Annotated in this window: 9 protein-coding genes; all 9 read left to right on the top strand. The window is 68.0% G+C overall.

Annotation, left to right across the window (positions count from 1 at the left end):
- The first annotated feature begins 50 nt into the window (after positions 1-50).
- Positions 51-1,730: an ATP-binding cassette domain-containing protein gene (locus IE247_RS11865; RefSeq protein ID WP_190122983.1), complete on the top strand. Its 1,680-nt coding sequence runs from the start codon at positions 51-53 to the stop codon at positions 1,728-1,730.
- Positions 1,731-1,924: 194 nt separating this feature from the next.
- Positions 1,925-2,551: a TetR/AcrR family transcriptional regulator gene (locus IE247_RS11860; RefSeq protein ID WP_190122982.1), complete on the top strand. Its 627-nt coding sequence runs from the start codon at positions 1,925-1,927 to the stop codon at positions 2,549-2,551.
- Positions 2,552-2,601: 50 nt separating this feature from the next.
- Positions 2,602-3,792: an MFS transporter gene (locus tag IE247_RS11855; RefSeq protein ID WP_190122981.1), complete on the top strand. Its 1,191-nt coding sequence runs from the start codon at positions 2,602-2,604 to the stop codon at positions 3,790-3,792.
- 27 nt (positions 3,793-3,819) lie between these two features.
- Positions 3,820-4,719 carry a hypothetical protein gene (locus IE247_RS11850; protein ID WP_190122980.1) on the top strand — a complete coding sequence of 300 codons (900 nt, stop codon included), beginning with the start codon at positions 3,820-3,822 and terminating at the stop codon, positions 4,717-4,719.
- Between the two features lie 179 nt (positions 4,720-4,898).
- Positions 4,899-6,239, top strand: a complete 1,341-nt coding sequence (gene glyA, locus IE247_RS11845; RefSeq protein ID WP_190123126.1) for a serine hydroxymethyltransferase — start codon at positions 4,899-4,901, stop codon at positions 6,237-6,239.
- Between the two features lie 32 nt (positions 6,240-6,271).
- Positions 6,272-8,668 (top strand): non-ribosomal peptide synthetase, encoded by a 2,397-nt coding sequence (locus IE247_RS11840; protein WP_190122979.1) that lies wholly within the window; start codon positions 6,272-6,274, stop codon positions 8,666-8,668.
- A 30-nt stretch (positions 8,669-8,698) separates the two neighbouring features.
- Positions 8,699-9,790 carry a dTDP-glucose 4,6-dehydratase gene (locus IE247_RS11835; RefSeq protein ID WP_190122978.1) on the top strand — a complete coding sequence of 364 codons (1,092 nt, stop codon included), beginning with the start codon at positions 8,699-8,701 and terminating at the stop codon, positions 9,788-9,790.
- Between the two features lie 309 nt (positions 9,791-10,099).
- Positions 10,100-12,322 (top strand): serine/threonine-protein kinase, encoded by a 2,223-nt coding sequence (locus IE247_RS11830; protein ID WP_190122977.1) that lies wholly within the window; start codon positions 10,100-10,102, stop codon positions 12,320-12,322.
- 98 nt (positions 12,323-12,420) lie between these two features.
- The gene (locus IE247_RS11825; protein WP_190122976.1) at positions 12,421-13,989 is read left to right on the top strand and encodes a phytoene desaturase family protein; all 1,569 of its coding nucleotides are present in this window, start codon (positions 12,421-12,423) and stop codon (positions 13,987-13,989) included.
- Positions 13,990-14,095 lie beyond the last annotated feature (106 nt).

Raw genomic sequence — 14,095 nt, 5'->3', positions numbered from 1 at the left:
TGATGTGAAGCTGGAGTACATCGTATCACGGATGTGATACTGTCCCGTCCGTGGGATATATCGATGTGAACTCTATTTCTTACAGCCTGCCGGACGGCCGGATGCTGCTCGATGAGATCTCGTTTCGGGTCGGCGAGGGGGCGAAGGCCGCGCTCATCGGCGCCAACGGATCCGGCAAGACCACGTTGCTGCGGATGATCGCAGGGGATCTGGCACCTCATGGCGGAGCGGTGAACCGGAGCGGAAGCCTCGGCGTCATGCGACAGTTCATCGCCCGCGAGGGTGACCAGGTCCGTGATCTGCTCTTATCGGTGGCGGATCCGCGAATCCGACGCGCCGCGGCGACCGTCGACACGGCGGAAGCGGCCATGGAGACGAGCGGGGGCACCGCGGCGCAGATGGCGTACGCCAACGCGTTGGCCGAATGGGGCGATGCCGGCGGATACGACGCCGAGGTGCTGTGGGACGTGTGTACCACGGAGGCGCTCGGCATGCCCTTCGACCGGTGCCAGCGGCGTGCGGTGGACACACTCTCGGGCGGCGAGCAGAAGCGGCTTGTGCTTGAGGCGTTGCTGCGTGGCCCCGATCAGGTGCTTCTGCTCGACGAGCCGGACAACTTCCTCGACGTTCCGGGCAAGCGGTGGCTTGAGGACCGCCTGATCGAGACTCAGCAGACCGTCCTCTACATCAGTCATGACCGTGAGTTGCTCGCCCGTACGGCACAGAGCATCGTCACGGTCGAGCTCGGCGCGGCGGGCAACACCGCCTGGATCCACCCCGGGGGGTTCGACACCTACCACCGGGCCAGGGTGGAGCGGTTCGAGCGCTTCGACGAAATGCGCAACCGCTGGGACGAGGAGCGCGCCAAGCTGAAGGCCCTCCTGCTGATGTACAAGCAGAAGGCCTCCTACAACTCGGACATGGCCTCCAGGTACCGTGCCGCCCAGACCCGGCTCGAAAGGTTCGAGAAGGCGGGGCCGCCCCCCGCGCAGCCACGCGAACAGCATCTGTCGATGCGGCTGCGCGGCGGACGTACCGGCAAGCGTGCCGTGGTCTGTGAAAGCCTCGAACTCACCGGTCTGATGAAGCCGTTCGATCTTGAGGTCTGGTTCGAGGACCGGATCGCGGTGCTCGGGTCCAACGGTTCGGGCAAGTCGCATTTCCTGCGGCTGCTCGCCGCCGGCGGCAGTGTCCCCGAGCCCGAACACGAGCCGGTGGGCGACCTTCCGGTCGAACCGGTGTCGCACGAGGGTGTGGCGCGCCTGGGCGCGAGAGTACGTCCGGGATGGTTCGCTCAGGTCCACGGACGGCCCGATCTCGCAGGGCGCACGCTGGTGTCCATCCTGCACCGCGGCGACGAGCGCCGGGAGGGGTTGCCGCGCGAGGAGGCTTCGCGGGCGCTCGCCCGATACGAGCTGGCCGGTGCGGCGGAGCAGACCTTCGAATCTCTTTCCGGGGGACAGCAGGCGCGTTTCCAGATCCTCCTTCTCGAACTCGGCGGCACGACACTGCTGTTGCTGGATGAACCCACCGACAACCTTGACCTCGTTTCCGCCGAGGCGCTGCAACACGCGCTCCGAGGCTTCGAGGGAACCGTGCTCGCGGTCACCCACGACCGTTGGTTCGCCCGGGACTTCGACCGGTTCCTGGTCTTCGGCTCCGACGGTGCCATCTACGAGTCCCCGGAGCCGGTGTGGGACGAGAAGCGCGTGGTGCGGCGACGTGGGTGACCGGCGCGCTCGACTCGCCCCGGAGGCGGACACCTGTCCGTGATGTCGCCGGGTGAGGTGTCGTAGGGTCAGGGACGCCCGTCCGTTGTTCTGGTGGGTGCGCGGAGTGGCGGGCGGCGACTCCCTCGAAGTCGGATCAAAATCGCACCGCACACACGGACCATGTTTTGTCACGGCTGTGATATTATGCTGGAATGCCAGCTAGAGTTGACCTTGAACAGCGTCGCAAGGATGTCATTGAGGCGGCGTTTCGCCTCCTGGTGTCCGAAGGTTTCACCGGGTTGTCGCTGCGGAAGGTCGCCGTTGAATCAGGATTGAATATCGGTTCGGTGCGCCATTACTTCGACGACCATCGCAGCCTTCTTGTGGCGGCCGTGACCAGCATCGGCAACCGCATGGGGGAGAGGCTCGTCCGGTATCCGATCGACGCGCTGGCCGGACTTGAGGGCGAATCAGCCGTCGATGCCCTGCAGGCGCGCCTGGAAGAACTCCTTCCGGTCGATGATGAACGCCGCGTCGAGGCGATTGTGCTGATGGAATTCATCATGGCTGCCCGGGTGAATCCGATTTTCCGCCCGGTGACCGAGCAGATGGCCACCGACATGCGGCAGGTCATCACGGACGCCCTGCGCGTTCTTGAGGTGCGCGAACCGGTCGAGGAGGCCGAACGGCTCATCGCGGTCCTGGGTGGGCTGATTCTGGACTCGGTGACGCCCCACGGGTCGCTCAGCGTCGAACGCCTTCGGACGACGCTGCGGGCACACCTGTGCTCGATCCTGATGGGCGGCTCTGGCGTCGACACCGCACCGACCGACGACTGACCCGGTATCCGCACCATCAGGCACGGTCGAAGTACCTAAGGAGATCCGTTGTGCCCGCGTGGCTGTTTGCGCTGCTCTTTGCGGCTTTTATCCTGTACACCGACGACTATGTGATTGCCGGGGTCCTGCCGGAGATCGCGCGAGATCTGAATGTCAGCGAGGCGCATGCCGGCCAACTGGTGACCGTCTTCTCTCTCACTGTCGCCGTGGCCGCTCCGATTGCCGCATTCGCTCTTGCGCGGGTGTCCCGGCGCCGTCTGTTCACCGTCGCGTTCGTGATCTTCGTTGCGGCGAACCTGGTGGCCGCGACGGCCAGCAGCTTCGGTCTCATGATGGCGCTGCGGGTCGTGGCGGCGTTGGCGGCGGCGGCCTCGACCCCCACGGTGTTCGCCTTCGCCGCCGAGCGCGCCCCGGAAAGCCACATCGGACGGTACGTCGCCGTCGTGGCGCTTGGTGTCACGGGTTCGATCGCGGCGGGAGTCCCGATCGGTACATGGATCGGGGGGCACTACGGCTGGCGGGCGACCTTCGTCGCCATGGCGGTGGGCGGGGTCGCGGCACTGGTCTTCCTGCTCGTGGTCCTGCCTCGCGAGGGCGACAAGCCCAGCGAAGTGCCGGACATTCGCCAGCAGTTGCGGGCCCTCGGCAATCTGCCGGTGTCGCTCGGACTTCTGGCGAACTGCGCGCTCATGACGGGCTCGATGATGATGCTCACCTATATGGCCCCCTATCTCGCGGCGGTGAGCGAGGCCAGCGTGGATCAGCGAGCGCTTGCGTTCAGCCTGTCGGGTTTCGCCGGCATCGTCTGTATCTGGGCGGGCGGGAAGGCCACCGACCGATGGGGGCCGGACCGTGCCCTGGTCGCCGGAATCGGACTCTTCACCGGAATCATGGTGGTGCTGGGCCTGCTGTGGTTCGTCCGTCCGGTGCCGTTCACTGTCCTCGTCGTGGTGGGCACGATCTGGGGCGGCATGGCCTTCTGGAACTCTCCGGCCATTCAGGCGCGGCTCTATCTGCTTGCTGGACCGGCCGCCGCCCAGGCCTTGGCATTCAACACGTCGAGCACCTATCTCGGGGTCTCGCTGGGCGGAGCCATCGGCGGTCTGACGCTGGGCAGCTTGGGCGCCGGACTGCTGCCGGCTGTCGCGGCCTTCCTGGGGCTGAGCTCACTGGGGCTGCTGGCGCTCGCCATCGGCGCCTCCAAGAAGACGGTGAGCAGTTTGGAAGCGGCGGAGAGCTGAATCCTGTAAGAGCGAAGAGGAGTTTTCGTGAAGACGTTCATGTTATTTGGGCCGGCCGATGCTGCGGTGGATTTTCGTGGCTACGAACCGATGCTGCAAAACTCGGAAATTGCCCAGTCGATTTACCGTGAATTTGCCGAGGTGATTGAAGTTCCGGTGAGTCACCTCATAGACGGAGAGGTGCTGCACGTCCATCCGGTGCTGCTGCGCTGGATACGGCAAATGGCCGCAATGCTCAGCGTGGGTAGGATAGTGGAGCACCAGTATGGTGCCGTCTCGGTTTACGGCGGTGTCTCCTTGGGAGAACTCGCCGCACTGCATTCATCCGGAGCGGCCTCGACCGAAATGGTGGTCAGATTCCTTCGGGAGAGGCATCTGCAAGACACCCAGAGGGACGAGGCAATCGGTTTTGCATTTGTGCCTGCGTCGATCGACTGGCGCTACTACAATCAGCCGGACCAGATGACCATATCCTGTGACTTCGGTTCCGTCCTCAATGGAGCCGGGCGCATGATCATGGTATCCGGTCTGCGGGCGACACTGGAATCAGCGCGCAGCGAGGGGCCTGTGGACCTACAGGTGGTGGACCGGTCCCTTGCGCATCAGGCGTATCACTCACCGTTCCGGGAACCCAGTCGTCAGCGGTTGGAAGCTCTGCTGAAAGAGAATGAACTCGGTCATCCGAAAGCTCCTGTGATCACCGCCGTTCCCGGTATGCACACGTTGTTCTCAGGCGTGGATGCCGCGAAGGCGCTCGTCGCAAGTGAAACTCGATCCCTTGACGTTCCGGGCCTGATCGAAGCCTTGCGACAGTTCGCACCGGAAAAAGTGTACGTGATCAGCTCATTTCTGCGTCAGTTGGAGATTGATTTCCAAGCGGCGACCGAATATGTTGATGATTCCTGGCTGAAGAAAAATTTCGGCTAATTCCGGCGGAGTGATCGGCTCCGCCCGCGCTGCGGTGGTTGCCTGACGGCCCGCGGTTTCCTCTGCTCGGAACTTCTCTGCGGCTGAGCTGATCCCAGTAAAAGGTTCCAGCCTTTATTTGGCATGACCTGTACCGTGCGATCGAATCCAAGGAGTTTCCTGTGCTTGAAGCTGAGCAAATGACAAGCCCTACGACCAGGTCCATCGCCGAGATGGGCTGGAGTGTACTGGCGAGAAACGATCCGGGCCTCGGTGCGCTCCTCGATGCCGAGGCGAAGTACCAAACCGCAAGCTTGTCGATGGTGGCCTCCGCCAGTGTGGCCCCGCCGTCCGTCCTCTGCGCGAACGGTACAGTCATGTCGAACGTCACCGCCGAGGGCTATCCGGGGGCGCGCTACCACCCGGGTGCCGTGCACTTCGACGGAATCGAGAGACTCGCGGTGGAACGTGCCAAGCACGTCTTCGGTGCCCGGTACGCGAACGTTCAGCCGCACTCCTGCTCATCGGCGAACCTGGCGGTCATGGCGGCCCTGCTGCCCCGCGGCGGAAAGGTTCTCGCGCTGGATCTTGATTCCGGTGGACATCTGACGCACGGAGCGAGCGCATCGGTCAGCGGGAAGTACTACGACGTGGCCCGCTATGGCGTCGAACCCGACGGAAGTCTCGACTACGACAAGATCCTCGGCCGCGCGCTCGAACACCGCCCGAACGTTGTCATCGCGGGAGCGAGCGCGTTCCCCCGATGGCTGGACTTCGCCCGGTTCAGGGCCATCGCGGATCGTGTCGGCGCCTACCTCATCGCCGACATCTCCCACATAGCCGGCCTGGTCGCCGCGGGGCTGCATCCGAGTCCGATCGACTACGCCCACATCACGACAACCAGTACCTACAAGCAACTAGCAGGTCCCCGAGGAGGGTTGATCCTGCTTGGCGAGGACTATCGCCGGGCCGGGCCGGACGGCCGGACAGAGCTGTGGAAGCTCATGCAGCGCGCGGTGTTCCCCGGGTTTCAGGGAACGCCGGACCCGTCCTCGATAGCAGCCAAGGCGCGCGCCCTGGCCATCGCGTCGAGCGGCGGTTTCCACACCACGATGAAACGCGTCGTGGATGACGCGAAGGCGCTGTCGGACGAACTCATGACGCTGGGGTATGACGTTCTGACCGGGGGCACCGACAACCACATGGTCCTGGTCGACGTCCGGACCGCGGGGCTCACCGGTGTCGTGGCCGAACGAGCACTCGAAGAATGCGGAATTCTGGTCAACAGAAACAAGATCCCCGGAGACCCGCTTCCGCCCACGGTCGGCGGCGGCCTGCGGTTCGGCACCAATATACTCGCGCAGCGGGGGATGGGTCCCTTAGCGGTTCGCGAATGCGCAAGGCTCGTGCACGAGGTGCTGTCCGGTATCAAGGTCCAGGGTTCCACGGATTACGAGCTGGCGGGAACACTCCGCGAATCGGTACATGGCCGGGTGAGCAGCCTCTGTGCGCGGTTTCCTTTTCAGTCCGAAATTGATTAGGCACCCGCCTCGTTCGGAAGGTTGCTCAAGGCATGACATTCACCGATCGCCAGGCTCGGCTGACTTCCGCTTCCTTTCCCGCAGTGCTGGGCCGGTCGGCACCCGGGCAAGGACCGACAGGCAAGCGCGTGGAAAGATCCCCCGGTGCGTTTGGCGCAGTTGGCGGAGAGCTTTCACAATCATCGATTCTGACGGCGGCGATGGCCGCTCTTATCCATCGGTACACCGCCCTTGAGCGGATCTCCATCGATGTACTCGACAGCCAGGAAACTATTCACCTGAATGTCACCGATCAGTCCACCGCTATTGATCTCGTCGAAGGGATGAGGAGGGCGCCGCGATCGGATCACGAACCCGCCCCCTTCGCTGTCTCGTTCTCCGGCGACTCCAGCAGGGACACCGATGTCGCACACGAACTGGTCCTCTACGCGGACCTTGCCTCGTCGAGGGTGACGCTCAGTTTCGACGCCGCCGGATTTGACGACGCGTACGCCGATCGGGTCGCGGGGCACTACAAGGTCCTGCTGGATCAGATGGTGAGGACTCCGGATGCCCCGGCCGCACGGCTGAACATCCTGACAGCACACGAAACCGACACCATGCTCCGCACATGGAACGACACGGAAACCCGTCTCACGGAGGACATCTGCCTCCATCAGGCGTTCGAGAGCCGGGCCATGAAGGCGCCCGATGCGGTGGCGGCCGTTTTTGGAGCCGAGTCGTGGTCGTACGATGATGTGAACCGGCGAGCCAACGAACTGGCTCACCGTCTGATCGAGCTCCGGGTCGGACCGGACGTCAGGGTGGGCATCCACCTTGAAAAGACCCCCGGCCTGCTGGTGGCGATCCTGGCCGTTCTGAAGGCCGGCGGCGCGTACGTGCCCCTGGATCCGGCGTACCCGCGGGACCGTCTCGAAAGAATGGTCCTCGGCACGGGCTGCGAAGTGATGATCACTGGTCGGGGGCTCGACCGCATCCTTCCCTCACAGGTGCGGCACTACTTGTCGGTCGACGACCTGGGGAGCCGCCCCGATGCACCCGCGGGGAATCCGGTCACCGCGGTCAGCCCGGACAACCTCTGCTATGTGATCCACACGTCGGGTTCCACCGGTACGCCCAAGCCGATCGCCCTGCGCCACCGTGGCGTGCTGAACAACCTGGCCGATCTCAACGCGAGATACGGTGTGGGGCCCAAAGACACAGTGCTCGCGCTGTCCTCGCCGAGTTTCGACATGTCGGCGTACGAGTTCCTCGGCATCACCATCGCCGGCGGCACAGTCGTCATACCGGATGCGGAGGCTGGATACCATCCAGCTTCGTGGTGGGAACTGGCCGACCGGCACCATGTCACGATCTGGAACTCGGCGCCTCCGCTGATCGAGCTGTTCCTCGACTTCGCCGAGGTCAGCGCTGATTCCCGGTTGCTTCCCCTGAAGCTCTGCATGACGGGCGGGGACTGGGTGCCGACGACGATGCCGGCCCGCTTCCGGAAGGTCGCCCCGGACCTCAGGTTCGTGGCGCTGGGCGGTGCGACGGAGGCCTCCGTCCATTCCACCGCTTACGAGTGGGACACGTCCGACGAGTGGAGCGGTGGCCACCTTCCCTATGGCCGGCCGCTCGCCAACCAGAGGACGTTCATCCTTGACGAGCGGATGATGCCGGTACCGGTCGGTGTGGTCGGAGAGCTCTATCTCGCGGGGGTGGGCCTGGCCCGCGACTATCTCAACCGCCCTCGGGAGACAAGCGAACGGTTCGTCCGGTGGGCGTGGGGCGACCTTGCCCCGGAGCGTCTGTACCGCACCGGTGACATGGCGAGGTTCTGGCCCGACGGAATCATCGAGATCCTCGGGCGGAAGGACTTCCAGGTCAAGGTGAACGGAATCAGGGTGGAACTGGGGGAAATCGAGTCCACCCTTGCCGCGCATCCCGGAGTGAAGCGCGCGGTGGTGGTGTCCAGAGAGGCTCCGGACAGCCATGTGACGCTGGTCGGATATGTGACGGCTGAGCGCGCTGGAACGCTGGACCACGCGGCTCTCTTCGACATGCTGCACGAACGGCTTCCGAAGCACATGGTTCCCTCGTCGATCGAGATCGTTCAGTCGCTGCCCCTGAGCAAGAACGGCAAGGTTGACCGGCGCGCGTTGAGCGCGCGGGCGGGAGGGGATGCCCCGAGCGTGCCCGGAGGGAAACGGGAGCGGGCCGGGAACTGGCAGCGTGTGGTGACCGACGCGTGGCGGGATGTCCTGAGCGTCGACCACCTGGACGGTGACGCCAATTTCTTCGACCACGGCGGGGATTCCATGAAGGCGATCCGGAGCATGGTGCGCATCGATCGACGCTTGAGGATCTCCGACATCTACGAGCATCCGACCGTGGACGCCCTCTCCGATCACCTGGCCGAACGGTACGGCGAACAACCCGATGCCTAGTCCTATGCCTGTCGGACATACGGAGGAGCCATGCCCGTCTATCTCGTGACCGGTGCCGCAGGTTTCATAGGCGCGAACTATGTGCAGCACTTGCTGGAGTGGGAGTCACCCGATGTCGAAGTGATCGCGGTGGACTACCTTGGATTCGCAGGAAATCAGGCGAATTTGGACCTCGTGTCCGATCGCGTCGTGTTCGAGAATGCCGACATCGCCGACCTGGACGCCATGGAAGAGATATACCGGCGGTACCGGCCTGACTTTGTCGTGAACTTCGCCGCGGAGTCGCACAACGACCGCGCGATCCTGGGCCCGAGTGCTTTCATGCGCTCCAACGCGCTTGGCGCGCAGGTGATGGCCGAGTGCAGTCGCCTGGTTCCGGTCCGTTCCCATGTGCACGTGTCCACGATCGAGGTGTACGGGGAACTCGCCCCCTGGGAAAAGTGGTTCACCGAACGGTCCCCGCTGAATGCGAAGACGCCGTACAGTGCGGCCAAGGCCGCCGGAGACCAGATCGTACGCGCGTATATGCAGACCTACCCGGAACTCAACATCCGGATGACGCACTGCGCCAACAACTACGGCCCTTACCAGCTGCCGGAGAAGCTCATTCCGCTGGCGGTGACGAATCTTCTGCGCGGCCGGAAGGTGCCGGTCTACGGCGACGGGCTGCAGAGCCGGGACTGGCTGCACGTGGCCGATCACTGCGCGGCGGTGCACCGGGTGCTGCACGCCGAGCTGGAGCCGGTGCCGGTGCGGGCGGCCACGGAACCGGAACTGTTGCCGATCTTCGATGTGTCCGCCCGCCACGAGGTCACCAACCTGGACATCGCCGACCGGGTCGTCACGGCACTCGGGTTGGATCCGGCGGAGTGGATCGAGCACATCCCGGACCGGCCGAACCACGACCGCCGGTATCTGATCGACCCGAAGAAGATCGAAACGCAACTGGGCTGGCGTCCGGTGCATGACTTCGACGCCGGCCTGGCCGAGACGGTCACCTGGTATGTGGAGCATCGCTCCTGGTGGGAAAGGATCCTTGAGGAGAAGGGCGAACTCGGCTTCGACTGGGGTGCGGTGGCCCCGGGGCCACTGAACGCCGGCGGCCGCGTCACCACAACGTGACCGGACGTCGTCGGGTTCAGCCCCCACGCTCCTGACGTACGGCGAGTGTGTGAGGCGTGGGGCCGCAGTCCCGACGGGCTGCGGCCCCGGCCTCGCTCCCCGGCCTCGCTCCCCGGCCTCGCTCCCCGGCCCCGCTCCCCGGCCCCGCTCCCCGGCGACGGGCGTACGGACTCCGGAGGACTGGGCATGCCCACGCCCCCGCGGCGCGGAAGGAGGCCGGAGCCGTGGCCCGTGCGGACCGGGTGGCCGGGCGGCCATACTGGAGCTGCCGGGAGGGCGGAGCGGAACGACGGGGGCTGACAGCACGCGATGGCGGAGACCAGGCTGATCCAGGGCCGGTACCGGTTGCTCGAAGTCATCGGGCGCGGGGGCATGGGCGAGGTGTGGCGGGCGGTGGACGAGTCGCTGGGGCGGCGCGTCGCGGTCAAGTGCCTCAAGCCGATGTCGCCGGAGCGGGACGAGACGTTCACCACCGTGCTGCGGGAGCGCTTTCGCCGTGAGGCGCGGGTCGCGGCGGCGCTCCAGCACCGGGGCGTGACCGTCGTGCACGACTTCGGCGAGTACGAGGGGGTGCTCTATCTGGTGATGGAGCTGCTGGAGGGGCACAACCTCAGCCAGCTCCTGGAGGCGAACGACCAGCGCCCGCTGCCGGTCCACGAGATCGTCGACATCGCCGAGCAGGTCGCCGACGCCCTCGCGTACACCCATGAGCGCGGCATCGTGCACCGCGATCTGAAGCCCGCCAACATCATGCGGCTCACCGACGGGGCGGTGAAGATCTGCGACTTCGGCATCGCCCGCCTCGGCGAGGGCATCGGCGCGTCCTCCCAGCTCACCGGCGTCGGCATCGCCATGGGCACCCCGCACTACATGTCGCCCGAGCAGATCGGCGGCGGCGGGCCGGTGGACCACCGCAGCGACCTCTACTCGCTGGGCTGTGTGCTGTACGAGATCGCCACCGGGGTGCCGCCCTTCGACCACGAGGACGCCTGGTCGGTCCTGGTCGGGCACCGGGACACGACGCCCGCGCCGCTGAGCGACCACCGGGACGACATCCCGGACCACTTCCAGCGGATCGTCCTCGACCTGCTCGCCAAGACCCCCGAGGAGCGGCCGGCCGACGCCAGGGACCTGCGCCGCAGAATCGCCCGGGAGGGCCGGGGCCGCGCCCCGCTCCCGGCGCCGTCCGACGGCTCCCCCGAGCGGGGGGCGCCGGGGCTGCCGGGGTGGACCCGGGGCATGACGGCGGGTCACAAGGCGGTGGACACCGCGCTGCGGACCGTGCTGCCCGATCACACGGCGGGTCTGACCGGCGAGTGGACCACCCTCGCCGACCCGCGCGGCCAGGCGTTCCCCGTACCCCGGGCGCGGACCGCGCGGCCCGCGCCCGCGCTGCTCGCCGCCCTCGCCGGGCGGCACAACGCGGGGCTGAGCCTGGGCCGCCTCGGCCGCTGGGAGGAGGCGGGCGAGGTGCACCGCGCGGTCGCCGCCGAACGGCAGCACGCCCTGGGGCCCGACCACCCCGACACCCTCGCCAGCCGGTACGAGGTCGGCTTCAGCCTCAGCAGGACCGGGCGGGCCGAGGACGCGCTGCGCGAATTCCGCCTGGTCGCCGACGGCAGGGAGCGCGCGCTCGGCCCCGGCCACCCCGACACCCTCGCCGCCCGCCAGGAGACCGCGTACGTCCTGGGGCAGCTCGGCCGCCACTTCGAGGCCAACGACGTCTACACCGCCGTGCTGGCCGCCCGTGAGCGCGTCATGGGCCCGGACCACCCCGACACCCTGCGCTGCCGCCACAACCTCGCCTTCAACCTCAGCAGGCTCGGCCGGCTGGAGGACTCCTTCCGGCTGGTGAGCGAGGTCGCCGAGGCGCGGCAGCGGGTGCTGGGCGCGGAGCACCCCGACACCCTCGTCACCCGCTACGAGGTGGCGTACGCCCTGGGCCGCCTCGGCCGCTGGCCCCAGGCGCTGGACATCTACCGGGAGGTGGCGTCCGCCCGTACCCGGGCGCTCGGCCCGGACCACCCGGACACCCTCGCCGCCCGCTACGAGGCGGGCATAAGCCTGGGCCGCCTCGGCCGCAGCGCGGAGGCCCTGGAGCTGTACCGGGCCCTGGTGGACGACCGCGCCCGGGTGCACGGCCCGGACGACCCCGAGACGCTGCGGGCCCGCCACGGCCTCGGGGTGAACCTCGGCCGGCTCGGCCGCTGGGAGGAGGCGCTCGCCGAGGCCCGCGCGGTCGCCGGGGCACGGGAGCGGGTGCTGGGCGCGGAGCACCCCGACACCCTCGTCAGCCGCCGTGAGACGGCGGTCGGCCTCGGCTGGCTGGGCCGCTGGGAGGAGGCGCTGACCCTCTACACCCAGGTCGCCGCCGCCCGCGAGCGGGTCTTCGGACCGGACCACCCCGACGCACTGGCCAGCCGCAACGACGAGGCGCACTGCCTGGAGCAGCTCGGCAGGCACACCGAGGCGGTGGAGCTGTACCGGCGGGTGGCCGCCCTGCGCGAACGGCGCGGCACCCGGGGAGCCTGAGCCGCTCGGCACCCGGGAGCCCGCGCCGAGCCGTACCCGGGAGCCCGGGCCGCGCCGCCCCTCTCCCGCCGCCGCCCGCCACCGCCTAGAGTCCGGCCATGCCCGTACACAGCTCGTACTCCGGCCCGTACCCCGGCCCGGACCCCCGCTCGTACGACGTCGTGATCGTGGGCGGTGGCCACAACGGCCTGGTCGCCGCCGCCTATCTCGCCCGCGCCGGGCGTTCGGTCCTGGTCCTGGAGCGCGGTCCGGAGACCGGGGGAGCGGCCGTCTCCAGCCGGCCCTTCGCCGGGGTGGACGCCCGGCTCTCCCGCTACTCCTATCTGGTCTCGCTGCTGCCCGGGAAGATCGTGCGCGATCTCGGGCTCGACTTCCGGGTACGGGAGCGCACCGTCTCGTCGTACACACCCGCCGGGGACGGCGGACTGCTCGTCGGCGGCGCCCGCACCCGGGAGTCGTTCGCCGCGCTCACCGGGGGCGAGCGGGAGTACGCGGCGTGGCGGGAGTTCTACGCGATGACCGGCCGGGTGGCGCGGGCGGTCTTCCCCACCCTCACCGAGCCGCTGCCGACCCGGGAGCGGCTGCGGGCGCGGATCGGCGACGAGAGGGCCTGGCGGGCGCTGTTCGAGGAGCCCGTCGGCGCGGTGATCGAGAAGAGCTTCCGCCACGACCTGGTCCGGGGAGTGGTCCTCACCGACGCGCTGATCGGCACCTTCGCCGACGCCCACGATCCCTCGCTCGCGCAGAACCGCTGCTTCCTCTACCACGTCATCGGCGGCGGCACCGGCGAGTGGCAGGTGCCGGTCGGCGGCATGGGGGCGCTCACCGACGCCCTGGCGAAGGCCGCCCGGGACGCCGGGGCGCGCATCGCGACCCGGCACGAGGCGACCCGGATCGAGACCGACGGATCGGCGGCCGAGGTCGCCTACCGCACCCCGGACGCCGAGGGCACGGTCGCCGCCCGCCATGTCCTGGTGAACGCCTCGCCGCACGAACTGGCCGCGCTGCTCGGCGAGCCACCGCCGCCGCCCGTCGAGGGCGCGCAGTTCAAGGTGAACATGGTGCTGCGGCGGCTGCCCCGGCTGCGGGACGGCTCCGTCGCGCCGCGCGAGGCGTTCGCCGGGACCTTCCATGTCTCCGAGGGGTACGAGCAGCTCGCCGCCGCCCACCGGCAGGCCGCCGGGGGCGAGCCGCCCGCCGCGCCGCCGTCGGAGCTGTACTGCCACTCGCTGACCGACCCGTCGATCCTCGGCCCCGAACTCACCGCCGAGGGCTGCCAGACGCTGACCCTGTTCGGACTCCACACCCCCGCACGGCTCTTCGCCGCCGACCCCGAAGGCGCCCGCGCCGCGCTGCTCACGGCGACCCTCGCCGAACTCGACTCCCATCTGGCCGAGCCCATCGCCGGCTGTCTCGCGCTCGACGCGAACGGCGAGCCCTGTGTGGAGGCCAAGTCCCCGCTCGATCTGGAACGCGAGCTGGGCCTTCCCGGCGGCCACATCTTCCACCGGGACCTCTCTTTCCCCCACGCGGAGGAGTCCACCGGCCGCTGGGGCGTGGAGACGGACCACGCCAATGTGCTGCTCTGCGGAGCGGGCGCGGTGCGCGGCGGGGGAGTGAGCGGAGTGCCGGGACACAACGCGGCGATGGCCGTCCTGGGGCGCTGACCGGAGCCGTCCGGGCCGTCCGGGCCGTCCGGGCCGTCCGGGCCGTCCGGGCCGTCCGGGCCGTCCGGGCCGTCCGGGCCGTCCGGGCCGTCCGGGCCGTCCGGGG

It is taken from the genome of Streptomyces inusitatus (assembly GCF_014651115.1).
Taxonomy (GTDB): domain Bacteria; phylum Actinomycetota; class Actinomycetes; order Streptomycetales; family Streptomycetaceae; genus Streptomyces; species Streptomyces amakusaensis.
Note: the sequence above shows the minus strand (reverse complement) of the source record. Positions and strands in the feature narration are given on the sequence as shown.

Coding starts and splice junctions, on each gene's coding strand:
- IE247_RS11860 (WP_190122982.1), top strand. CDS start 1,925: ATGCCAGCTAGAGTTGACCTTGAACAGCGTCGCAAGGATGTCATTGAG.
- glyA (WP_190123126.1), top strand. CDS start 4,899: ATGACAAGCCCTACGACCAGGTCCATCGCCGAGATGGGCTGGAGTGTA.
- IE247_RS11840 (WP_190122979.1), top strand. CDS start 6,272: ATGACATTCACCGATCGCCAGGCTCGGCTGACTTCCGCTTCCTTTCCC.
- IE247_RS11835 (WP_190122978.1), top strand. CDS start 8,699: ATGCCCGTCTATCTCGTGACCGGTGCCGCAGGTTTCATAGGCGCGAAC.
- IE247_RS11830 (WP_190122977.1), top strand. CDS start 10,100: ATGGCGGAGACCAGGCTGATCCAGGGCCGGTACCGGTTGCTCGAAGTC.
- IE247_RS11825 (WP_190122976.1), top strand. CDS start 12,421: ATGCCCGTACACAGCTCGTACTCCGGCCCGTACCCCGGCCCGGACCCC.